Below are 24,540 nucleotides of genomic sequence, written 5' to 3' on the forward strand. Positions count from 1 at the left end.
ATATAATCAGCGTCGTCTGCCTACGGCTAATATCAACGAAGCGATCAAGCCCCCGCTATCTCTATCGTATAGGAGGCATCGAAGACCTCTCCCGGTTCCAAATGCCATACCCAATCCCGGTCTTTATACTCACCCGTATAATCCACCCGGTCGCAACGCCCATACCAAGGTTCGATACAGACAAACGGAGCGTTTCTCGTAGGCGGAGACCATAAGCCTACCACCGGAGCCGTAAAGGTGAGCGAAAGGTACGGACGTTTCTCCACATCCAATAAGTCCACCCGCTTAATCTGGCTGTCCTCCAAGATAAACGTATCGATATCGAACGTATGGATATTCAACGGCAGCAAGCCGTCCACATCCAAAGGTACCGGACGAACCACGTCCCCTACGCACCCTTTTTCCACCAGCGCACGGTATACGAGATCTTTTTTCACATCGAAAGCGAAATACCCTCGATCCGGTTGATCCACCTCATAATTCGGGTACAGGAAAGCCGGATGAGCGCCGATCTGGAAATGCATTGTCTTATCTCCCGTATTCTTCACACGCCAAAGCACCTCCACCTTATTGCCCTCCAAACGATACCCGATCTCCAGAAGGAAAGGGAACGGATAGGCTCTCAGCGTGTCCGGGGTACTTTCCAGCGCGAAACGCAACTCGTTCTCCGCCTCATCGATCAACGTAAAATCCATATCCCGTGCAAAGCCGTGCTGCGACAGCGGATACACGGTTCCCTCGTTCCGATACTCGGCCTTCCATACGCTCCCGACGATCGGGAACAATACCGGGGAATGACGTTTCCAGAAAGCGGGGTCCGCTTGCCAGAGATACTCCTTTCCCGTAGCGTTCGCTACGATACTACTCAACTCCGCTCCATGTTCGGAGACACGGATCGTTAGTTCTTGATTTGATACTGTCTTCATTCCTTATGATAAGTTTAGTAATTGTTCGGCGGGAAGTCCCTTGCTTTTCAAGAAACCGTTCAAAGTCCCGAATAATAAGGGACGCCGCCGGAAATCTTCCAGATAAACCCGTTTCAGGCAGTCTACCGGCATCGATACCGGAACGTATGGGATCAAGTTTCCATGCTCATAACGATAGAGCACCTCATCCGTAGCTTGCAGCGAGGCCAACCGCCATTCCTTATCCCCCACCGAGGAAGGCTGCTTCACCTCCAGACAGGCGTTACACAACATCGAGAAAAAGCGGGAATCAGGCGTAAAGCCCGTGTGCTCCTCATCAAAAAAGAAGGTATCGTATTCCTTTTCCAATTGTGCCGTAAAATGGTTCAAGATAGGCTCCTTCTCATACTTGCAGGACAACAGGGAATAATTCTCGAACAGGCAAAGCTCGCCCAACGACTGATAGTCCAGCTCAAGGACCAGAGAAGGCTCGGCAGACCGGGCCGGCTCACCGGGTTTCTCATACAAAGGGATCACGTACATGCCTATCTCCGGCCCCACCAGCATCCGGCTGTCCTGTCTGAAAAAGGGCATCGCTTTCTTGCTCTTTTCCACAGGTATCCCTTTGCGTTCCTCATACAAACCGATAGACTCCCTAAGCAAGGAAAGCCCATACTCGATCTCCTCTTGCGGCACGATATGCATCAACCCCTTCGCCGGAAGCGTGAAAAAGGAATCAGGCCCCGAGGTATTCCGAAAGCTTTCGACAAAAGCGTTCAATGATACTCTACAATATAAAACCATACAATCTGTTTTTTGCCTCGCAAGGTAGAAAAATATTATCAGAACCGATATGCCTTCCGACAAGAATTTATCTTATTACGCAAGATCACTGCAACCCGGGTTGCAGTAAAAAGCAGTTCTACTTTGTAAAAGGAGTTGACTCGCATATCAAAATAATCATTATCTTTGTTCGGAATAACAAGCGAGTAAAAAAAAACCGTACCGTAAATCAAGTATAAACCAATATAGTATACAATTATGAAACGTCGTGATTTTTTAAAGACCAGTGTCATCGCTAGCGCAGCTCTATCCTTAAATTTTGAAGGTCTGCAAGCGGCCCTTTCCACGAACACCGTAGCCGTAGAAAAGGCTCCCGATATGGTAGCCGTTATGGGTGGAGAGCCGGAGGTAATGCTAGATAAAGCCTTGGAAGCCCTTGGCGGTATCGGAAACTTCGTAAAGAAAGGACAAAAGATCGTGATCAAGCCGAATATCGGTTGGGACCGCTCTCCTGAATTGGCCGGTAATACGAACCCCAAATTAGTGAAAGCCTTGGTCAAGAAATGCTTGGAGGCCGGCGCCTCTAAAGTGACCGTATTCGACCACACCTGCGATAACTGGCAGAAATGCTACGAGACGAGCGGGATCGCCGAGGCCGTAAAAGAGGCCGGAGGTATCATCATGCCTGCCAACGATGAGAAATATTTCAAGGAAGTATCCATCCCGGGTGGCGTGAACCTGAAAAGCGCTAAGATCCATGAGGCCCTGATCGAGGCTGACGCATGGATCAACGTCCCCGTATTGAAGAACCATGGTGGGGCGAAGATGACTTGCGCCATGAAGAACTATATGGGAATCGTATGGGATCGCCGTTTCTTCCATCAAAATGATTTGCAACAATGCATCGCCGATATTTGCACTTGGCAAAAGAAACCGGTATTGAACATCGTGGACGCTTATCGTATCATGCACCAAAACGGCCCGCAAGGAAAGAGCGCAGCCGATGTGGCTACCTTGAAATCCTTGATCGCCTCCACCAATATCGTCGCTATCGACACCGCTGCCCTTCGCCTGTTCAACCAAGTGAAGAAGCTGGATATGGCCGCCGTAGGTCATATCGGTAAAGGCGAGGCTTTAAAGCTGGGTACGACGAATCTGGATAATGTCACGATCAAACGTATTAAGATATAATCGAGGATGAAGAAGCCTAATTACCTAAAAGGATTGCGGGTCGTACTCGCGATCCTCATTTTCGCACCCATACTTTTATTCTTCGTTGATTTCGCCGATGTATTGCCGGACAACCTGCACACGTTGTTGCATCTCCAGATCATGCCCGCTATTTTAGGGGGAATGGCGGGGTTGGTGGTCTTCCAATTCGTATTGGCTTTATTGTTCGGCCGGATCTATTGCTCGGTCATTTGCCCGGCGGGCGTATTGCAAGATATTATCAACCGGGTTTTCTGTATCGGAAAGAAGAAAAAGAAAGGAGTACGCAGGTTCAGCTATCATAAGCCCATGAATATCTTACGGTACTCTATTCTCGGGCTTACATTCGTACTGGCTGTTTTCGGGATGATCGAATTATGTACGTTGCTAGATCCGTACAGTAACTTCGGCCGTATAGCGAACAACCTGTCCCGTCCGGTCGTCATGTGGGTCAATAACCTGCTGGCCGACGGATTGGCACGGATGGATAACTATACGCTTTATCACGTCACGATCAGCAACGTGACGGTATTCGGCGTGATATCCGCTTTGGTTGCGCTACTCGTATTCATCCTCATGGTCGTATTCCGGGGAAGGTTGTTCTGCAATACGCTTTGCCCGGTAGGAACGCTGTTGAGCCTGATCTCCCGGTATTCGTTTTTCCGGATCTCCTTTGACAAAGAAGCTTGTACGCATTGTGGTAATTGCGAGCATACTTGTAAGGCGGAGGCAATCGACAGCAAGAACCTCACCGTAGATACCTCCCGTTGCGTAGATTGCTTCAACTGCGTATCCTCGTGCGCTAAAGGAGGATTGCAATACCGTTTCAAGCCTTCCTTCAAGAAAGAAGCCGAAACAGCTCGCGTACAAACAGACGTGATCCAACAGGCTACCGCTCCGAACAGCCGCCGTACATTTCTCTCGGCAGGGGCTACCGCCGCAGCCTCCCTCCCGATCGTATCCACCATTGCCCAAGGAATGGAAAAAGGGCATGGCAAAGGGCAGCACGGGCAAGGTAAGCACGGCAAGAAATGGCCCCCTATCGTACCGCCGGGAGCGATCAGCTTAGAGCGTTTCAAGGATGTATGTACCGGATGCCAGATTTGCGTGACTCAATGCCCGAGTCATGTACTACGTCCCACGGGACTGGAGTACGGCTTTGATTATATGTTGAAACCCCGTATCGCTTACATCGACAGTTATTGCAACTACGAATGCACGGTCTGCTCGGAGGTTTGCCCCACGCACGCTATAAAGCCGCTTACCAAGGAAGAGAAAGCTACTACGCAAGTGGGCATCGCCACCTTCTTCATCAACCGCTGTATCGTAAAGACGGAGGGGACGGACTGCGGGGCCTGCTCGGAGCACTGCCCTACCCAAGCCGTGCATATGGTTCCTTACGAGGGCACGCTTACCATCCCGCAAGTAAACCCGGATCTTTGCATCGGTTGTGGCGGCTGCGAATCGATCTGTCCCGTACGCCCGATGAGAGCGATCATCATTAAGGCGAACGAGGTTCACAAGTTCGTGGAGAAGCCCAAAGAGGAAGAGGTGAAAAAGGTAGAAATAGATGACTTCGGATTCTAAGAGAAAAATGCTACCTTTGTCACAAATTTTTGATACATGACATTTGAATTACAGTATAACGATACGAAATCGAACGCTAGGGCGGGCTTGATTACCACCGATCACGGGGTAATCGAGACGCCTATTTTTATGCCCGTGGGTACGCAAGGTACGGTAAAGGGTGTACATATGACCGAGCTAAAGGAAGATACCAAGGCACAAATCATCTTGGGGAATACGTACCATCTGTATCTTCGTCCCGGTATCCAGATCTTGGAGCAGGCCGGAGGCTTGCATAAGTTTAATACGTGGGATCGGCCGATATTAACCGATAGCGGGGGGTTTCAGGTATTCTCCCTTTCCGACAATCGTAAACTGCATGAAGAGGGAGCCGAGTTCCGCTCGCATCTCGACGGCTCCAAGCATATGTTCACGCCGGAGAAGGTGATGGATATCGAACGCTCTATCGGCGCGGATATCATCATGGCCTTCGATGAGTGTTGCCCGGGAGATGCCGACTACAATTACGCCAAGCAATCACTGGGCCTGACCGAGCGTTGGCTGGATCGTTGTTTCGCCCGCTTCAACAGCACGGAGCCGAAATACGGCTACCGGCAAAGTCTCTTCCCGATCGTACAGGGATGCGTCTATACGGACTTGCGGCAGAAGGCGGCGGAGAACGTGGCCCGAAAAGGTGCCGATGGAAACGCTATCGGGGGATTGGCCGTTGGCGAGCCTACCGATAAGATGTACGAGATGATCGAGGTCGTGAACGAGATCTTGCCGAAAGATAAGCCTCGTTACTTGATGGGCGTAGGAACCCCGATCAATCTGCTGGAAGGGATCGAACGAGGCATCGATATGTTCGACTGCATCATGCCGACCCGTAACGGACGCAACGGCCAACTCTTCACCCGCTTCGGTACTATCAATATGCGTAACAAGAAATGGGAGAACGATTTCTCGCCAGTCGATCCGGACGGACATTCCTACGTGGATACCTTATATAGCAAGGCTTATCTGCACCACTTGATCAAGGCGAAAGAAATGCTTGGCTTACAGATCGCTTCTATCCATAACCTCGCTTTCTACCTATGGTTGGTGAAAGAAGCGAGGGCACATATCATCGCTGGCGATTTTACTACATGGAAAAGTGGTATGGTCCGTCAATTAGCGAACCGGTTATAAAAAACGAGACAGATGAAATTTAAACTAAAACGGATCGATTGGTATATCATCAAGCAGTTTCTGGGCACGTACGTGTTCGCTATCGCCTTGATTATCTCTATCTCCGTCGTTTTCGATATAAACGAGAAGATCGATAAGTTCTTGAATCCGGATGTCCCCTTAAAAGCGATCATCGTGGATTATTACTTGAACTTTATCCCCTATTTCGCCAATTTGTTCAGTCCGTTGTTCACATTTATCGCCGTGATCTTTTTCACGTCGAAGCTAGCGGATCGTTCGGAGATCATAGCGATGCTTGCCAGCGGTATGAGTTTCCGTAGGTTAATGCTTCCTTACGCGGTCTCGGCTACGATTATCGCTATCGTGACGTTTATCCTGAACGCTTACATCATTCCCCCGGCGAATGAGACTCGTATCGATTTCCAGAACAAGTATATCCGCAACAAGAAGGTGGACTACGTAAAGAACGCCCAATTGGAGATCGAGCCGGGTATTATCGCTTATTTCGATAGCTATGACGCTCGCTCGAACATGGGATACCGTTTCTCTCTGGAGCATTTCGAGGATAAGAAATTGATCTCCCGTCTGACCGCCAAGTCAATCAAATACGACTCGCTTTATCAATGGACCGTTATTGATTATATGATCCGTGATTTTGATGGCATGCGGGAACATATTTTCCAAGGCTCCCGTAAGGATACGACCTTGACCATCGTGCCCTCGGACTTCCTGATTTCCGTGAATGATTGCGAGACGATGACAACGCCCGAGCTGAATACGTATATCAACCGGCAGAAAAAAAGAGGTATCGGGAATATACAGACCTTCCAGATCGAGTATCATAAGCGCTTCGCCACGATCATGGCGGCGTTTATCTTGACTTCTATCGGAGCTTCGTTGTCTTCCCGGAAAATAAAGGGAGGTATGGGTATGAATATTGGTATCGGATTGGCGTTGAGTTTTTCTTACATCCTGTTTATGACGGTTACTTCCACCTTCGCTATTAATGGTTATGTGAGTCCTGCCGTAGCAGCTTGGATACCGAATATAGTTTATACATTTATAGCGATATTCTTATATCAGAAAGCACCAAGGTAATTGATTAACTCCTATATTGGTATAACTCTGCCAAATTTCATCCAGTTGTAGAGACGGGGCGTGCCCCGTCTCTACAACCTAGGATTTTCAATTATTTCGTGAAATTAAGTCCAAACTCTAACGTTTTTGCGTTCGGAAGTAGTTGCAATACCATATCTACCATTTGCTGATAATTCTCCGGAACCATCGGTTTCAAGATAGGAGCTATCATGGTCAAAACCGGTACGATTAAATCCTTATCCGCATAAAAAGTAGCCTCACTTCCATCCACCTTCATGTTAAGAGGTAGACCATAATAACCTCCTAAATCAACCAAAAGCTTCATGATCTCGTCAATAGAGATACCAGCGGCCTCCAATTTGTCACCAGCAGCCTGTTGTAATAAAGTAGTCAAGACTGTCACATAATTTTTATCCACAGCCACCATAAATTTCCCGTCTACCACACAATATTGGATACTTGCCATTTTCGTGATCTCACCGATTCCTTTATCCTCAGAAGCCCCTATAGGTCTCCAAGAAACATCGAAGATTCCATCTTCCGGTAAGTTAACATTTACAACGCTTACTTTGCCCCAAATCAAGTTACTGATAACTGGCTTTATCATACGCACGAGATCATCGATCGTAGAATTTCCGGTAACGATATTCGCATAGATAGCTTCCACGCCCGCTTTCAAGCTCCAATTACCTACGATAGAAGAAGTTAATTTACGAGTATAAACAACAGAAGCTACGCCCCCTTTCACCGTACCATTTACCGATACCACGCAATCGCCAACCGTACTCTCGCCGGTAAACGTATAAGTGCCGTCCGCTTCCTTCAATGCGGCATCAATAGCGACCGACTTATTTTCGGGGATGATATTGTTCAAGGTTACTGATGCCTTCTCCGCAGAAGAAGCGGCAATCACGACCGATTTACCGTCAACAGGGATTGTCACTTCTCCCATTACCAGATTTACGCTCTTACCCTCGTATGTTTTCGACAGGTCTTGCCAGTTACCGGAAGAACTTGAATCGTCATCATCACCACATGCCGTAAAAAAACCCATCGTGCAAATCACGGCAAATACATACAACAAACTCTTTCTCATGACTCTTGTTTTAAATTTAACATAAATAGCTATTAATATTATCACAAATATATCCATTCCAACTTCCACGAACAACAATAATTTAATATCAGATGTTCGATTCCTGTGTTTAGATCAAAAATTCACTACTTTTGTCGTATCAAATACTTAAAAACAATCTATCATGAAGAAAGTGTTTATCTCAATGGCCTGCGTATTAATCGCTCTATCCGGTTGCACGAATGGAGGAAGCAATAAAGAATCCATGGAAGTCGTACTGAATATCAAACGGAAAGTAAAACCCGAATGTGTCTCCGCCTTAAAGGAATCATTCTTGAAATGCAAGGAAAGCACGTTGCTAGAACCGGGATGTATCGACTACGGCATGTACCAGTCCCTCACCGATAGCACCGAATTCTTTATCGCCGAGACTTGGAAAAACGACGGGGAATTACAAAAGCACGGCGAAACCGCCCATCTTAAACAACATCTGAATGAGATCAAAGATATGGGAGACCCTTCCTATAAAGGTAGTTTCCGGAAGATTTATGTCTGCCCGAGTGTAAATAACTAATCATTAAGAATTGAAGATTAAAAATCAAGCTTCACATAAGCGTTTATTTTCAATCTTCAATTCCCTATATTAATTACAAAAGATCTGACGCTAACTCAGATAATTCGCTTCGCTCGCCTTTTATCAAGTTGATATGGGCGAACAAGTCCTGTCCTTTCATCTTGTCGATCATATAGGCCAAGCCATTACTTTGGGCGTCTAGATACGGGGAGTCAATCTGTTGGATATCTCCCGTGAAGACCATCTTCGTTCCCTCTCCCGCACGGGTGATAATCGTCTTGATCTCATGCGGCGTGAGGTTCTGGGCCTCATCGATGATACAATAAGTCTCGGACAAGCTACGACCCCGGATAAAGGCCAACGCCTCGATCACCAACTGATTGTTCTTCTGCATATCGTCGATCTTACGGACATCGGGATTACCCGGGGCAAACTGAGTCTTGATCACGTTCAGGTTATCGAATAGAGGTTGCATATAAGGAGCGACCTTTTGCTTCTCGTCACCCGGAAGGAAACCGAGATCCTTATTCGCCAAAGCGACGATCGGACGGGCCAAAAGTATCTGTTTATACGTGCCGGCTTGTTTCAAGGCAGAGGCCAACGCCAACAACGTCTTTCCGGTACCGGCCTTTCCGGTCAGCCCCACCAGCTTGATATTCGGATCGTTCAACACCTCGAAAGCGAAACTCTGCTCGGCATTACGGGGCTGGATACCAAAGTTCGTGCCTTTATCCACCTTCTTGATCTTATCCGTAAACGGATTGTAGCGAGCCAATACACTATTACGTACGCTTTTCAAGATAAAGCATTCGTTCGGGTCGAGCTTAGACTTGATATCCAACGAATCTGCGTCCACGCCTTCCGGAGAGCTGTAGATCTTGTCGATCAAATCGGGGTCTATATTCTCATAGGTCTCTTGCGCACGCTCGAAAATATCTACATTCACGACCTTATCCGTGATATAATCCTCAACGGGAATACCCAAAGAACGAGCCTTCATACGAAGGTTCACATCCTTGCTGACCAAGGTTGTCTTGATCTTCGGATTCTTCTCGGCGATCGTCAACGCACAAGACAAGATACGGTGATCTGGCGTTTTATCCGGAAAAGAATGCGCTATTTTCTCCTGGTACTTATCACCGGTCACGATATAGAGTGTACCTTTTCCCGGTCCTAGTGAGGCGCCTTTCAAGAACAGGTCATTACTGGTCAATAAGTCTAGCTCCCGAACAAACTCACGGGCATTATAATTGATCTGCTCACTCCCCTTCTTGAACTTGTCCAACTCTTCTAATACCACGATGGGTAGATAGATATCATTTTCCTGAAAGTTCTCGATGCACTTATAGTCATGTAATATGACATTCGTGTCCAACACAAAATTCTTCTTTGCTCCCATGGCCTTTCGATTTAATGATTATTGCTTCTAATATAAGAACAATTCTGACACGTTGATAGTTCAGGCCTGCTAAAATTAGTTACACACACCAATAATTTCGTCATATTGACCAATTCAAGGAAAAATATGTATCTTTACGAGGATTAAAAAATAGAGGAGGGTAACGTCATGTTCACAAATTTCAATTTCCAACAAATACTTAGCGCATTCATCGTATTATTCGCTGTTATCGATATAATCGGAGCTATTCCCATCATCATAGACCTAAAGGATAAAGGCAAGGATGTCAATGCGTTGAAGGCAACCCTAATCTCCTTTCTATTGTTATTAGGGTTCTTCTACGCCGGGGATATATTACTCAGGCTTTTCCATGTGGACATCGAGTCGTTTGCCGTGGCCGGCGCTTTTGTGATCTTCCTCCTATCTTTGGAGATGATTCTCGACATAGAGATTTTCAAGAACCAAGGGCCGATCAAGGAAGCTACGTTGGTGCCGCTGGTATTCCCGTTGCTAGCCGGAGCGGGATCGTTCACCACTTTGTTGTCGCTCCGTGCGGAATATGCCAGCGTGAATATTATCGTAGCCTTGGTACTGAATATGCTATGGGTCTACTTTGTTGTCCGCATGACACGCAAGGTAGAGAAAGTCTTGGGGAAAGGTGGCATATACCTGATCCGTAAATTCTTCGGTATCATCCTGCTGGCGATCTCCGTCAAGCTATTCATGAGCAATATCACCCTGCTAATGGAACAGATAGAAGCGAGTACGAAAGCAATATAGGATTTCCTTTAGAAGAGCATCCAGTTTCATCCTATTGAAACAAAGAGTTCATTAGGATGAAACTACAAGGCATCTATTATTTTCCGAAACGGGATGTGTCTATCGAATCATGTTCCCTCTCCTTGTAACCACCAAACTTCCAGACAAAAGATAATTTCAGACATCTCTCATCATTCAATTTCCTCATCCGGCTCCATTGATTGCCTTGGTTTATCTTGATGGTACGTGGAATGCTGCTGGCGAAAATATCGTCTCCTTTAAGTGTCAAGCTGGCACGGTCATTCAAGAAAGTCCATTTTAATCCAGCGGATATCTCATACATGGAACCCAAGTCGTATATACCTTGGATGGCACCGGGAGTCACGTATTGGCCGTCTATCGTCATTTTTAAATTCGGTTTATCACAGAGGTTAAATGTGTTACTCATATGCGCTAACCCGAGATAAGCCTCACGGTTATATGAGATGCCGTGGAAGTTATCATTCTTCTCTTGCATCCTCCAACCTCGCAGTGTGATGCGGCTATTCCAAAAACGGCCCACATTAAAAGGAATGATCACCGCCAATCCCGCTTCCAGACTATAATCCATATTCTCGAAACGAAAAACGGTCTTCAGTTCCGTATCGCTTTGATAAGGAAGTTGGGCGAAATAATCCGGCGTGTATTCACAGAACGCTACCAGCATATACTTTTGGCGGAAGATATAGACCATCTGCCCCTCATACGTGCGATAAGGTTTCAACAAGGGATTTCCCGCCACCTCCGAGTAAGAGTTTAGAGGCGTTACTTGCGGGGAGACTTGCCAATAGCCGGGATAGGTCTTATCGCTACTTATATCGAACTGTAAAATATGTCGGGGAGAAAACGTATAGCTCAGGGATACGGTGGGAAACAACGCCCCCTCATTCCATAGGTTCATATTTTCCCGGCTAGAGGCGTAGTCAGACTTAAAATACTCCCCTTTCAGCCCGACCGTAGCAGAGAAACGCTCTCCGAAGCTTTTCGATACCTCGGCGAAAATATCAGCGATGTATTCCTTTTGTGTATTATCCTCCAACGCTTCCTCGTCCATCTCATAGCCAGCACCTTGATCATATAAATACTCCGAATAGTTTTTCGACGAAGCGTAACCTCCATGCACGCCGTAATTCAATCCCCACCCGGAAGCGAAACTATGTGTCTTATTTAGGAATACGGACCAGCGGGATACATCCTGTCTCGTATTATTTATCATATCAGTCCGGGAACCATTCGTATTCGTATTCGTATCCTGGTAATCAAGTACCGAGGGCGAATGATAACGGGTGAAATCCGCTCCTGCCGATATCCCGGCATGTCCGTCATACTGTAAACGTATATTATGAATAGCGGAGTGCCCGTCATCACGGACCAAGCTCGTACTCTCACTTTTATTTTCCGGCTTCGACAGATCCAGATATGAGGTAAAGGCATCACGGTCCGATAAGACTTTATCTCCCTTCAGATAATATGCCAAAGAGAGTTTATCCTCATTCGCAAACGTATAATCCATTCCCAGACGAACCGTTCCTCTATTTACATGGACAAGGGCCCGATTATGTTGGCTTATTTCCGTCATACCACTATTTAATGTATGGCGGGCCAACATATCCTCCCCCATCACATCCCGTCTCTTATTACCATTCAACAGGAAATCTATGCTAAAGCCCTTATTCGTATAAAGTAAATTCACATGCGCATCTCCCCCCGCATGGCGATATTGGGTGTAATCCACACCCGTTTCACCTTGCCAAGAAGGAGTCTCGGACTCATTCTTACTCAATACGACATTGAGTAACGCCCCCTTGACATTATATTTAGCTGGAGCGTTATACATCACCTCAGCCTTTTCGACCCTTGAGGCCGGCATAGTTTTCAGTAACTGGATTAATTGATCTGCCGACATTGTCGTCAACTGCCCATTCAAGATTATATTCAAACGACTGGCCCCTACCAGCTCCAGATTATCATTCCGCTCGATAAGCCCCGGTAAGTCCTTGATGATCTCAAAAGCGTTCGTGGCAGTCTTATCCTTCATCAGTTGAGGGACATCATACGTCAGCTTGCCTCCCTCCAGTTTCACTTGCGGGCGTTCTCCCTTTACGGTAATCTCGGCCAACTGATAATCTTTCTCCTCCAGCACCACCGTACCTACGTTGGCGGTAATTATCTCTTTCTCTACCATATTATATAAGATGTGTTGGAAAATAAGTCGATACGACTGGTCTAGCGGATGATTCAATCGAAAATCCCCAAGCGTATCGGTAACCACGGCATCCACATATACAGAGTCGAGGGTCTGTAAAATCACCGCCACTCCATCTACCGGCTGTTCCTTGCCATCCATCACCTTCCCGGAAATACCTTGTGCCATAATCTCACCGAGACTCATCAGCAAGCATAAAATCATGTAGTAAATAGTACGTTTCATATCGGTTTGTTTTTATCATTTTTCGTTCATACAAAAGAAACGTATTCTTAAAAGAAACTATGTTACCACTCACTTACGAAGTCTTACCTTGTCTTATCAGGAATGTTATTTAGTCTTATCGCCATTTATCAAACCCAACAAAGAGGAACAAGGTAATCTAGAAAACACCTTCGGAAAAGTAGTATGAGTGGTATCCTTTATGCTAAATCTCACCTAAGGGAATTGCAGGAAAAAGGTTTCAAGGCCGCCGTACTCTTTGACGCGAAAACGTAAACTGAACATTAAGAGGTTCTAACTGTTGATATATCAATCAAATATTTGAAGATAACCTATTAAAAGTTGAAAATCATGTGTACAAGAGTAGTTTATTCGGGAACAAACGGGATGGTAGCGACTGGTCGCACAAGACTTTAAGCCGGCGCAACCGTTCAAGTTTATGGGTGTAAAGGATCTTATTTAGTCTTGGCTAACTATTTTTTTGGATAATATGTTCCATATTTCCTTTTACAACATTTGAGTTTCAATTAATATTTATATTTGACGTCAAAAATCTTACAATATGGATAAACAGTTCCTCTGCCTTGATTCACCTACGGACTTTATGGTTGGTAAATACATATCCGCCGATGAACTCAAGGAGTTTATAAATATTCCTTGTAAGATAAAAGCCGGGGTCTTTATCCTTTGCATGGAAGGGCAAATACGCTCAACTATCAATATGTCAGAATTGACCACTTCGAAACTCAATGTTGTAACGCTATTGCCCAATAGTCGCATACAAATACATGAGATATCCCCCGACATCTTGATCTATTTCATAGCGTTCTCTTTCGATTTTATGTGTTACACCAATTTTATCAAGAGCACGATGGGTTATCTACTGATGATTTACAGGTATCCGATTATAAAAATATCCCAAAACAGGGCCAACCTGATCACGAACTTCTACGAGCTTCTCTATCAATATGCCGTATATCCCGATATCTTGAACAATAAAGAGATGATAAAGGCCATTTTCATGATGTGTAGTCAAGGTATCATAGAAATATACAGTAAAAATTACCCATTAGAGAAACAGGAACTTACACGTCCGTTACAAATCTATCAAGAGTTCCTAAATATGGTATTGAGATACTATACGAAAGAGCACAACGTATCGTTTTATGCCGAGAAGTTGGGCCTCACGTTCTCTTATTTCTCGACATCCATCAAAAAAGCGATCGGAGAGACTCCTCAAGAGATCCTCACGCAAACAATAATCATAGACGCTAAGGCTCAGTTGAAAGGGACCAACCGAGAAATCAAGAACATAGCGATGGACCTCGGCTTTAATAATCTATCGTTCTTTAATAAGTTCTTCCGTCGAAATGTAGGCATGACTCCACAAGAATACAGGGGTAAATCGTATACCTATTCTTGTTACCAGAAAACATCCGACTAGCTGAAAGCAAAAACGGAACATATTATCAAAAAGAAGAATTTCAAGGGTACCTTTTATAATTTTTACTTTTGTAGGATAATATAAAAAGACATACGATGGAAGGGCGAGAGACGGATCTAGAATACAACTTATTGATGGGGCTTACGGGAGCTAGCGTTAGCAAACATTTATTGGATGAGCATTTTACACTTTTATGGGCAAATGACTTCTATTACGATATGATAGGTTACCCCAAAGAAGAATATGAAGCTCTTTTCCACAATAAACCCGATTTGTATTTTAAAGGTTATGATGAAGCTTGGAATATATTATCCAAGAATGTTTACGAGACGATAGCTAATAAAGCCAGCGGTTACGAAACCGTTATCCAGATGCCAACGAGAAAAGGAAAAAGATGGACTAAAATCACCTCAACGTTTACCGACCAACTACAAGACGGCATCCCTATCTCCTATACGGTAATGACCGATGTAGAGGACGTAATGCGAAGGCGGATCGAGCAAACGATCACTTATGATAATATCCCCGGCTTCATATCCAAGCATAAAGTACATAAAGACGGCAGTTTTACATTGCTGGAGGCAAATGATAAATATATGGACTTCTCTGGTATCGATAAAAATTCTTTTTTATCTTTCAGTCCTTTCTCCCGTTTAGATGAAACAAGTCGTAATACGATGAACGCACATATCCCCTGTATGCTAAAAGGGGAACCTGTACATTTCGTTATCCAGTCGAAAGACAAAAACGGCAACGGCGCTTGGCTACAGTTGAACGGGGAATGTATCGGCTGGGAAGGCGACGAGCCTATCTATCTTATCGTTTACATCAATATCACCGACATTACCGAACAGAGGGAGTTGCAAAAGAAACTGGAGAAACAGTCAAAGCAACTTAAAGAAGCACTAAAGTCGGCGGAACAAGCCAACCAAGCCAAATCTGATTTTCTCGCCCGCATGAGTCACGATATCCGTACACCCATGAACGCCATCATGGGAATGGCGACTATAGCCAAAGCCCATGTAGATGAACATGAAAGAATACTAGATTGTATGGAAAAAATCAATGGAGCCTCTAAATTATTATTGAGTCTGATTAATGAGGTTCTCGATATGTCCAAGATCGAAAGTGGCAGGTTAATTCTTTCGGAGGATGAGTTCAATGTGGGTGAGCTCTTGCAAGACTTGGTCGTTATGATGCAACCAGAGATCAAAAACAAACAACAAACTTTAAATATACACGTCAAGAACCTTAGGCATGAGAATGTAAAAGGCGATACGCAGCGTATCAAACAGGTATTGATGAATATCCTCTCGAACGCAATTAAGTATACGCCGGAGAATGGGCGAATCACGATAGAAATCTACGAGAAGGACCCTCATAATGGCATCGGAAATTATCAATTCGTGTTTGAGGATAACGGAAGAGGTATGAAACCGGAGTTTCTGGATAAGATTTTCGAGCCTTTCGAGCGTGCGAGCGATGATGAGATCAAGAGGATACAAGGCACTGGCCTCGGGATGTCGATCAGCCATAAGATCATTCAGATGATGGGAGGAGATATCAAGGTGGAGAGTGAATATGGCAAAGGTTCCCGCTTCACCATCGACATGCCATTGGTTTGCCGGGATCAGAAGCCCGATGATAAGATAGAGGTAGAAGGTTTAGAGGTTCTTGTGGTAGATGATGATAAGATCGCTTGTCTAAACACGTCTAGCTGTTTGCAAGAGATCGGGATAAACAGTGAATGCGTATACTCAGGTAGCGAAGCTATAGAAAAAGTACGACAGCATCATTTAGCGGAGAAAGAGTATTTCGCCGTGATCATTGACTTGAAGATGCCTCAAATGAACGGCATTGAAACAACCCGGCAAATCAGACGTTTCGTGGGAGCGGACGTACCGATCATCATTCTCTCCGCATACGATCTTGAGGAATATGAGGCAGAGGCTAAGGAGGTTAAGGCCAATGGATTCATCACCAAGCCTCTCTATAAGTCCAAGCTACTCCAAGTATTGAGATCTTTCCTTGACGAAGGAGACCAGCCGGAACCGATCCGCCCATTCAAGTTATCAAACGTCGATTATTCCGGCAAGCGCATCTTGCTGGTGGAGGATAACGAGTTAAATCGTGAGATCGCCGTAGAGATCATCGGCAGCACCGGTATCACTATCGATACGGCGATAAATGGGCTCGACGCCGTACATAAAGTCGCCCAATCGGAAGAAGGATTTTACCAGATAATACTGATGGATATCCAGATGCCTATCATGGACGGTTATGAGGCGACCCGGCAGATTCGTTCCCTCCAACGAAGGGATATCGCACATATGCCAATTATAGCCATGACCGCCAACGCTTTTTCCGAAGACGTGACAAACGCTATCAAAGCGGGCATGAATTATCATTTGGCTAAACCGATTGATATTGGGGCGTTGATGGGCATCCTTAGTAAATATTTACAAGCGCCCGCATAAAGTTTATCTTGCGTATTAAAAGTTCATGTAATAAAATTGTCTATTTTTAGCGATCAATTCGATTATAAGCATAAAGAGACTTCATGAACATCAGACTTCGTTTTAAGTTAATCGCTTTGTTGATCGTCCTATCGCTGGCCGGGCTTTTGGTTTTCCAAGGATACTGGCTGAAAGGTTTATATGATACATTATATAAACAGATGGAGATCAATATAGAGGAAGCGATGAAGATCGCCGACTATAAGGAGTTGTTCCTGCGCATCCGATCTATCAAAAAAGAACAGGGAGCGCTGGGACCTCAAACCCAAGATGTGTACTTCAGCTCAGAGCTAGATCCGTCTAATAAGCAGAAGATGGACGCAAAAGCTTCGATCCTTCCGCAGAAAGAAGATCCTGACCTTAACCGGGAAGATATCTTCAAGACGGCAAATCCCGACTCACACATGAAACTACATATCGATTACGGGGATGAGGAGGACTTTAGCTCGATAGACTCTACCCTAACGGATTACCTATATGTAATCGGCGAGGTGGAGGACATGGTGCAGCAAGCGATGCACGCGAATATAGATTCTATAAAACCAATTGATTTCAAGACCTACAACAAATTATTAACCTCGGAGCTGGAGGCAAGAAACATCGTAACGGAACATGAGCTGGTAACGATTTATAAACCAAACAACGGGGACGAGAAGGGTTGGATGCATCTGGACAAGCCGGAACGATTCACTACGTGGAAAAACCCCGTGCATTTCGATTACCCGCTCCATAACGAGAGCACGTTACAATATCGCCTGTTCCTCAAATCGCCGGCCAGCGTGATACTCACCCAGATGAAAGGCATCCTGATCTCCTCCTTCCTATTACTTTTGCTGATCATTTGCGCTTTCATATACTTACTCCGCACCATCTTAAAGCAAAAGACCGTGGAAGAATTGAAGACCGATTTCACCAACAATATGACGCATGAGCTGAAAACCCCGATCAGCGTCAGCTATGCCGCCGTAGACGCATTATTGAACTTTAGCGATCCCGTCAACGAGAAACAGAAGAAATACCTGACGATCGTTAAAGACCAACTTATCCATCTTACCGGATTGGTGGAACAAATCTTGACACTCGCCGTAGAGAACCGCAGTACCTTCCGCTTGCGCCCCGAAACCATCTCATTAAACGAGTTGGTGAACTCCCTCATCGAGCAATACAAACTGAAAGCGAGCAAACCCGTGGAGTTTACTTGCTCCATCCCCGAGGATATAGAATTGGTGGCCGATCGTACCCACCTATATAATATGTTGAGCAACCTTATCGATAACGCGATCAAATACGCCGACAAGGAACCTTGCCGCATCGAAGCGACAGCCCGGCAAGACAATCACGAAACGACAATCTCCATAACCGATAACGGCCCGGGTATCAGCGAAGCCAACCAGCGGCAGATATTCGACAAGTTCTTCCGGGTTCCCAGCGGGAATATCCACAACGTGAAAGGTTATGGCCTAGGATTATATTACGTAAAAGACATGATGGGTAAACATGGAGGAACAGCCCGTGTGGAAAGCGTCCCCGGCAAAGGCTCCACCTTTACCCTGCATTTTAAATAATAATCCGAAAATCAAGTATCAAATATGGAAAAGATAAAAGTACTACTAGTAGAAGACGAGCCTACATTGGCCATGATCATCAAGGATACGCTGGATGGGAACGAGTTCGATATCACCCTAGCGGCGAATGGCGAGGAGGGCCTCTCCCGTTATGCGGAGATCAACCCGGACATTATCGTAGCGGATATCATGATGCCCAAGATGGATGGTTTCACGATGGTCAAATTGATCCGTAAGACGGATACGCACACCCCTGTCCTATTCCTATCGGCCCGTTCCGCAGCCAACGACGTGGTAGAGGGCTTCGAGACAGGCGGCAACGATTACCTGAAAAAGCCTTTCGGCATGGCGGAATTGATCGTGCGCATCAAGGCGTTACTGCATAAGGTGTCCGTCCAAAGACCGGAAGCCACCTCTTTCCGTATCGGGCTTTATACGTTCGATTCCATCACGCAGACATTGGTCTACCGGGGAGAGAAACAACTCCTCAGCAACCGGGAATCCGAGATATTGAAGCGCCTTTGCGACAATAAGGACCAAGTATTACCGATGAAAGAGATCTTGATAGACCTTTGGGGAGATGATTCTTTCTTCAACGCACGCAGCCTGCATGTCTTTATCACCAAGCTACGTCATAAGTTATCGAAAGACGAGTCTATCAAGATTTTGAATATCCGGGGAATCGGATATAAGCTGATCATCGATTGAATTGCTTCAATGCCTGTGCCATCTGGTCCGGGCATGAAGTTCCCCTTCCATGACAATCGATGCCAGACAAACGGCCGATAGCGTCTTCGATGCGCATACCTTTCAATAAGGCGCACATGCCTTGCCCGTTACCGTGGCAACCTCCTACAATCTGCACATTCTCGATCACGTCCTCCTTCGCGTCGATCACCATCAACTTAGAACAAACGCCTCCTTGAGGCGTATAGGTTATACGTCGTGTTTCCATTTTCTTTTTCTCTCCTTTTTATAAACGAGTCGCAAAGGTATAAATAAATTTAACTACATTTGTAGCATCTAATTTACAAAAACATGACATACGAGGAAACGCTACACTATCTATATACCAGCATCCCGGTCTTCCAACACAGCGGAGCTTCCGCTTACAAACCCGGTCTTGGTACAAGTATCGCCCTAGATGATTATCTGGGAAATCCGCATAAAGCCTATAAGACCATCCATGTAGCCGGGACAAACGGCAAAGGCTCGGTCAGTCATCTATTGGCGGCCATTCTCCGGCAATCCGGTTTCAAGGTCGGGCTTTATACCTCTCCCCACTTAGTGGACTTCCGGGAGCGCATCCGGGTGAACGGGAAAAAGATCTCCCAAGATTACGTGGTCGATTTCGTCAAACGCCATCGTTCTTTCTTCGAGCCTCTCCATCCTTCTTTCTTCGAGCTGACGTCCAGTATGGCTTTTGAGTATTTCCGCGACCAGCAGGTAGATTACGCGGTTATCGAGGTCGGGCTTGGCGGTCGTTTGGACAGTACGAACATTATCACTCCGATCTTGAGTATTATCACGAATATCAGTCTGGATCATACGCAATTCTTGGGAGATACGGAGGAGAAGATAGCGGCGGAGAAAGCCGGCATTATCAAGAAAGGCGTACCCGTCCTTCTGGGGGAGGCAGAGAAACGCTCCGTTTTCGACCTCTTCCAGAACGAGGCGAGAAAGGCAGGAGCACCCTTCCACTACGCCTTGAGCATGGGAATGCTGGAGGGGACCGGAGGGTTGTCGATGGTACACTGGAAGTTCCCCTCCGTAGAATACGGCGAGGTGATCGGCGAGCTTGCCGGAGAGGTACAACAAGCCAACGCCATCACGGTGTTCTCCGCCCTGCACCTGCTCCGCGAGAAGTGCGGCGTTGACATCCTGCCCGAGGCCGTCCATGAAGGGTTCGGGCACGTGACCCAACTGACGGGTTTGATGGGCCGCTGGCAAACCTTGCGGACAAAACCGACCGTCATTTGCGACACCGGGCACAACGTGGGTGGATGGAAACACATAGCGGAACACCTGAATGCCATGAGAAGCCGTTTCCGCGAAATTTATATGATCGTCGGTATGGTGAACGACAAGGATATCGACGGCGTATTATCCTTGATGCCACCAGATGCTTCTTATTTCTTCACGCAAGCCTCCGTGGAGAGAGCGATGCCCGTAAAGGATTTCGCCATGAAAGCCATGCGGAAGGGACTGCCCGGAGTCCTTTGCGAAACGGTGGAAGAGGCGGTCGAGAAAGCGTTAAAAAGTGCCGACAAGGATGACTTGATCTTTATCGGCGGAAGCACCTTTATCGTAGCGGACGCTCTCCCCTTGTTCATGAAAGAAGACGTATACAAATAATATAACTCTATAAAACAAATATCATGATAGAAAAAATTCATCAGAAACTAAGCGACTCGAAAGTCGCACGCTGGAGTGTACTCGCTTTGGCGGCATTCACGATGCTTTGCGGATACTTCCTTACGGATGTAATGGCTCCGCTTAAACCGATGTTGGAAGAACAGCTAAGCTGGACGAGTACGGAATATGGTTGGTTCACCAGCGCTTACGGTTGGTTCAACGTATTTCTTTTCATGTTGATTATTGGTGGTATCGTTCTGGATAAGATGGGTGTCCGTTTCACGGGTGTCGCTTCCTGTATCTTGATGATTATCGGTTGTTCCATTAAATATTACGCCATCTCGGACGCGTTTACGATGGAAGGAGAGCTTTTCGGATGGAAAGCGCAAGTGATGGTGGCCGCCCTCGGATACGCGATCTTCGGTGTCGGCGTGGAGACCGCCGGTATCACGGTATCTAAGATTATCGTACGGTGGTTCAAGGGAAAAGAGATGGCGTTGGCTATGGGCTTGGAGATGGCTACGGCTCGTTTGGGTACGGCCTTGGCTTTATCTATCACGGTTCCCGCCGCCAAGTACTTCGGTAGTATCTCCGCTCCTATCTTGCTTTGTCTTTGTATGTTGTGTATCGGTTTGATCGCCTTCCTCGTATTTTGCGTGATGGATCGCAAGCTGGACGCTTCGATGGACGCTATCGAGCAAGCCGAGGAGGAAGAGCCTTTCCGTTTGAAAGATATCTTATTGATCGTTACCAATAAGGGTTTCTGGTTGATCGCTCTGCTTTGCGTATTATTCTATTCGGCCGTATTCCCCTTCTTGAAATACGCTACGGACTTGATGGTCAATAAATATAACGTAGATCCGGAGTTGGCGGGAAACATCCCGGCTATCTTACCTTTCGGCACGATTCTTCTGACTCCGTTCTTCGGTAACTTATACGACCGTAAAGGTAAAGGGGCGACGATCATGATCTATGGTGCCTTGATGTTGATCGGCGTGCATTTATTATTCACACTTCCGATCTTGAATCAGTGGTGGTTCGCGACAATCGTGATGATCGTATTGGGTATCGCTTTCTCCTTGGTTCCATCGGCGATGTGGCCATCTGTTCCGAAGATTATCCCGGAGAAGCAATTAGGCACGGCTTATGCCTTGATTTTCTGGGTACAGAATATCGGTCTGAGTATGGTTCCCTTATTAATCGGCTGGATATTGGATACGTATTGCAAAATAGACAATGGTACGGGCAAACCGGCTTACGACTATACGATACCGATGGCAGTCTTCACCTGCTTCGGTGTACTCGCCCTCTTCATCGCCTTGATGTTGAAACGTGAGGACCGGATCAAAGGCTACGGCCTTGAATTGCCAAACATCCAAAAGGACGCCGATAAAGCCGAGGCCGAGATAATCGCTAAAGAGATGATCGCGGAGCCTTAATAAAGCTCATAACCCTAAATAAATGGAAGGCGCGGTAAATCAAGTTTACAGCGCCTTTCTTTTTGAAGACTGAAAACCATCGTCATTGGAACACACAAAAAGTTCGTTTGAAAAAGAGGAGTAGCGAAACAACTACAAATTGTAGCCAGTTGGAAAGACTAATAAGATAGGGACCGTAAGCTAAAACACTATAATCTTGACATTATGATCAAAATAACAGAATAACGATGTCAAGACCTTTTTACGAATAGAGGAAATGAGGGAGAAGCCTATGATGAAATCATACGTTTTCCCTCATTTCTTTACATAAACACCCCTGTTTAGACCCAAAAGTAATAGAGTTAGGTAACACAAAAGGCAGTATTAGGCAACACGACCGTATGTGTTAGGTAACGCGACCGTATGTATTAGGCAATACATAAGGAAGAAACAGCCCTCACGTCCTATAGAATCGGAAGACGCACCCGTATAAAAGGCTATTTTCATCTAAGAATATGAGATAAGATGAATTAATCTCGCTAGAATGAAAGAGCCTATTTCCATAAAGAGCTACAAGACAATCAGATGCCATTATTTTATGCCGTTTTCGGAAGCAAGGCGTACCTTAGTCCGGAAAAAACGCTTCTCCGGGAGTTCAGATTACAGAATGTCAAAACGTCAAACCTACTCTTTTACGCGTGATGCCCATCGTGGGCCCCTTATTAAAGCCGTATATAGTTCACCCGATAAAACAGAACGTTTATAAGGATATCTTCTTATCTTCGCGTATCATATAAAACAAACATTAAATACTATGATCTGTTTCCCGAACGCAAAGATAAACCTAGGTCTGAACGTGGTAAGCAAACGTCCGGACGGTTATCATAATATAGAGACCATCTTCTATCCGATCCCCGTGAAGGATGCCCTCGAGATCGTTGCCTCGGATCAGCCCAGTTTCACGCAAACCGGAATCCCGGTAGACGCTCCCCAAGAGAAGAACCTCGTCATAAAAGCGCTGAACGCCCTAAAGACGAGATACGAGATTCCCCCGCTAGAGATCCATTTGTTGAAAGCGATACCTTTTGGCGCCGGGCTTGGAGGAGGTTCCGCCGATGCCGCTTTTATGTTGAAGCTGGTCAATGATTTCTGCGGTTTGGATATTCACCCGGATGAGTTGGAGGCGATAGCGTCCACCATCGGAGCCGATTGCCCGTTCTTTATCCGTAACACGCCGGTATTCGCGACCGGCACGGGAAACCAATTCGAGCCCGTGGACTTGTCCTTGAAGGATTATTATCTATGCTTGGTAAAACCGGATGTAGCCGTCTCCACTCCCGAAGCCTATTCGATGGTAACACCCGCCGCGCCCGAGACCTCCTTGAAAGAGATCATCCGGCTACCGGTATCCGAATGGAAAGAGCGGATGGTGAACGATTTCGAGCGAAGCGTATTCCCGAAGCATCCCGTGATCGAGCGGATCAAGGATACCTTATACGAGGGAAGCGCCTTATATGCCGCCATGTCCGGCTCCGGATCGTCCGTGTTCGGTTTGTTCGAAAAACCAACCCATTTCAAGGAACAATCCCTGTTCAGCGATTGTTTTCTATGGGAAGGACAATTATCATGAATCAAATAGAGATCTTTTTTGATACGATGGCGGAACGCTGGGATGCTGTCTGCGTACATGATCCGGGAAAGATCCGGACGATATTGGATCGTACCAACCTGCGGCAGAACGCCCGCATCCTCGATGTCGGTTGCGGCACGGGGATATTGGAAAGTTACCTGCTGCCGTACGAACCCCGCCAAATCGTAGCTATCGATATAGCGGGCCAAATGATCGAGAAAGCACGCATGAAATATCCGGATCATCCGCTCATCGAGTTCCTCCAAGAGGACGCTATGAGCTACGAGGGGAAAGGATTCGACTATATTATCCTATATAGCGCTTACCCGCATTTCATGCGGCCGGAACGGTTGATCGAGCATATGAGCGACTTGCTCGTGCCCGGCGGTAAATTGGTTATCTGCCACAGCGAGAGCAAGGAAAAGATCAATACGCACCACCATCGGCACGCCGATCGATTATCGCTGCCCTTGCCCCCGGCCCGAGAGGTGGCGGCATTGATGGAGCCTTATCTTCTTCCGCTCGTCGTAGAGGATACCGAACAGCTTTACATCGTTTGCGGAAAACGTTTATCCTAAACTAATTATAT

At 46.2% G+C, this 24,540-nt stretch carries 20 protein-coding genes and 1 pseudogene; 15 read left to right on the forward strand and 6 right to left on the reverse strand.

Features of this window, described 5'->3' with window-relative positions; genetic code table 11:
• Positions 1-44 precede the first annotated feature (44 nt).
• Complete coding sequence (locus DWX33_RS05485) at positions 45-926, reverse strand: aldose 1-epimerase family protein (protein ID WP_121962086.1); 882 nt, start codon at positions 924-926, stop codon at positions 45-47.
• Positions 927-929: 3 nt separating this feature from the next.
• The gene (locus DWX33_RS05490) at positions 930-1,709 is read right to left on the reverse strand and encodes a hypothetical protein (RefSeq protein WP_121962085.1); all 780 of its coding nucleotides are present in this window, start codon (positions 1,707-1,709) and stop codon (positions 930-932) included.
• 237 nt (positions 1,710-1,946) lie between these two features.
• Here DWX33_RS05490 and DWX33_RS05495 point away from each other — a divergent pair, with 237 nt between their 5' ends.
• From DWX33_RS05495 to DWX33_RS05510, 4 genes are read left to right on the forward strand one after another with little or no spacing between them, the layout of a single operon-like run.
• Positions 1,947-2,879: a DUF362 domain-containing protein gene (locus DWX33_RS05495; RefSeq protein WP_005862822.1), complete on the forward strand. Its 933-nt coding sequence runs from the start codon at positions 1,947-1,949 to the stop codon at positions 2,877-2,879.
• Positions 2,880-2,885: 6 nt separating this feature from the next.
• Positions 2,886-4,484: a 4Fe-4S dicluster domain-containing protein gene (locus DWX33_RS05500; RefSeq protein WP_122379991.1), complete on the forward strand. Its 1,599-nt coding sequence runs from the start codon at positions 2,886-2,888 to the stop codon at positions 4,482-4,484.
• A gap of 36 nt (positions 4,485-4,520) precedes the next feature.
• Entirely contained in the window at positions 4,521-5,651 is a 1,131-nt protein-coding gene (gene tgt, locus DWX33_RS05505; protein WP_057326442.1) for a tRNA guanosine(34) transglycosylase Tgt, read from the forward strand.
• Between the two features lie 12 nt (positions 5,652-5,663).
• Positions 5,664-6,749: an LptF/LptG family permease gene (locus tag DWX33_RS05510; protein ID WP_005862828.1), complete on the forward strand. Its 1,086-nt coding sequence runs from the start codon at positions 5,664-5,666 to the stop codon at positions 6,747-6,749.
• 91 nt (positions 6,750-6,840) lie between these two features.
• Here DWX33_RS05510 and DWX33_RS05515 read toward each other — a convergent pair whose 3' ends face one another.
• Positions 6,841-7,845, reverse strand: coding sequence for a DUF4925 domain-containing protein (locus DWX33_RS05515; protein WP_005862830.1), 1,005 nt, complete (start codon positions 7,843-7,845; stop codon positions 6,841-6,843).
• 163 nt (positions 7,846-8,008) lie between these two features.
• Here DWX33_RS05515 and DWX33_RS05520 point away from each other — a divergent pair, with 163 nt between their 5' ends.
• A complete protein-coding gene (locus DWX33_RS05520) occupies positions 8,009-8,398 on the forward strand; it encodes a putative quinol monooxygenase (protein WP_122379992.1) in 390 nt (129 codons plus the stop codon).
• Positions 8,399-8,471: 73 nt separating this feature from the next.
• On the opposite strand, the gene DWX33_RS05525 is transcribed toward DWX33_RS05520, so the two are convergent.
• Entirely contained in the window at positions 8,472-9,797 is a 1,326-nt protein-coding gene (locus tag DWX33_RS05525) for a PhoH family protein (protein WP_005857480.1), read from the reverse strand.
• 168 nt (positions 9,798-9,965) lie between these two features.
• Between DWX33_RS05525 and DWX33_RS05530 the strand changes: the two genes are divergently transcribed.
• Positions 9,966-10,577 carry a MarC family protein gene (locus DWX33_RS05530; RefSeq protein ID WP_005862832.1) on the forward strand — a complete coding sequence of 204 codons (612 nt, stop codon included), beginning with the start codon at positions 9,966-9,968 and terminating at the stop codon, positions 10,575-10,577.
• A 76-nt stretch (positions 10,578-10,653) separates the two neighbouring features.
• Here the strand turns inward: DWX33_RS05530 and DWX33_RS05535 are convergent, their stop codons facing one another.
• Positions 10,654-13,026, reverse strand: a complete 2,373-nt coding sequence (locus DWX33_RS05535) for an outer membrane beta-barrel family protein (RefSeq protein ID WP_122379993.1) — start codon at positions 13,024-13,026, stop codon at positions 10,654-10,656.
• A gap of 183 nt (positions 13,027-13,209) precedes the next feature.
• Here DWX33_RS05535 and DWX33_RS23145 point away from each other — a divergent pair.
• From DWX33_RS23145 to DWX33_RS05560, 5 genes and pseudogenes are all read left to right on the forward strand, one after another.
• Positions 13,210-13,290: pseudogene (locus DWX33_RS23145) on the forward strand (cysteine hydrolase); the annotation flags it as partial.
• Positions 13,291-13,585: 295 nt separating this feature from the next.
• A complete protein-coding gene (locus tag DWX33_RS05545) occupies positions 13,586-14,467 on the forward strand; it encodes an AraC family transcriptional regulator (RefSeq protein WP_036612620.1) in 882 nt (293 codons plus the stop codon).
• A 95-nt stretch (positions 14,468-14,562) separates the two neighbouring features.
• Complete coding sequence (locus tag DWX33_RS05550) at positions 14,563-16,944, forward strand: response regulator (protein WP_121962080.1); 2,382 nt, start codon at positions 14,563-14,565, stop codon at positions 16,942-16,944.
• An 83-nt stretch (positions 16,945-17,027) separates the two neighbouring features.
• Positions 17,028-18,548: a sensor histidine kinase KdpD gene (locus DWX33_RS05555; protein ID WP_122379994.1), complete on the forward strand. Its 1,521-nt coding sequence runs from the start codon at positions 17,028-17,030 to the stop codon at positions 18,546-18,548.
• Between the two features lie 24 nt (positions 18,549-18,572).
• Positions 18,573-19,256, forward strand: a complete 684-nt coding sequence (locus tag DWX33_RS05560) for a response regulator transcription factor (RefSeq protein WP_005862877.1) — start codon at positions 18,573-18,575, stop codon at positions 19,254-19,256.
• Here the strand turns inward: DWX33_RS05560 and DWX33_RS05565 are convergent.
• The gene (locus DWX33_RS05565) at positions 19,246-19,503 is read right to left on the reverse strand and encodes a TIGR03905 family TSCPD domain-containing protein (RefSeq protein WP_005862879.1); all 258 of its coding nucleotides are present in this window, start codon (positions 19,501-19,503) and stop codon (positions 19,246-19,248) included. The two genes, DWX33_RS05560 and DWX33_RS05565, sit on opposite strands and share 11 nt — an antisense overlap.
• Positions 19,504-19,586: 83 nt before the next feature.
• On the opposite strand from DWX33_RS05565, the gene DWX33_RS05570 reads away from it, so the two are divergent.
• The 4 genes from DWX33_RS05570 (at position 19,587) to DWX33_RS05585 (ending at position 24,529) form a co-directional block, all read left to right on the forward strand.
• Positions 19,587-20,903 carry a folylpolyglutamate synthase/dihydrofolate synthase family protein gene (locus tag DWX33_RS05570; RefSeq protein ID WP_122379995.1) on the forward strand — a complete coding sequence of 439 codons (1,317 nt, stop codon included), beginning with the start codon at positions 19,587-19,589 and terminating at the stop codon, positions 20,901-20,903.
• Between the two features lie 23 nt (positions 20,904-20,926).
• Positions 20,927-22,342: an MFS transporter gene (locus DWX33_RS05575; protein WP_005862883.1), complete on the forward strand. Its 1,416-nt coding sequence runs from the start codon at positions 20,927-20,929 to the stop codon at positions 22,340-22,342.
• Between the two features lie 793 nt (positions 22,343-23,135).
• Positions 23,136-23,951, forward strand: coding sequence for a 4-(cytidine 5'-diphospho)-2-C-methyl-D-erythritol kinase (gene ispE, locus DWX33_RS05580; protein WP_048928247.1), 816 nt, complete (start codon positions 23,136-23,138; stop codon positions 23,949-23,951).
• Positions 23,948-24,529 (forward strand): class I SAM-dependent methyltransferase, encoded by a 582-nt coding sequence (locus DWX33_RS05585; RefSeq protein WP_048928246.1) that lies wholly within the window; start codon positions 23,948-23,950, stop codon positions 24,527-24,529. The genes ispE and DWX33_RS05585 overlap by 4 nt, the downstream gene beginning before the upstream one ends.
• Positions 24,530-24,540 lie beyond the last annotated feature (11 nt).

Origin of the sequence: Parabacteroides sp. AF19-14 (assembly GCF_003635485.1) — a bacterium.
GTDB lineage: Bacteria > Bacteroidota > Bacteroidia > Bacteroidales > Tannerellaceae > Parabacteroides > Parabacteroides distasonis.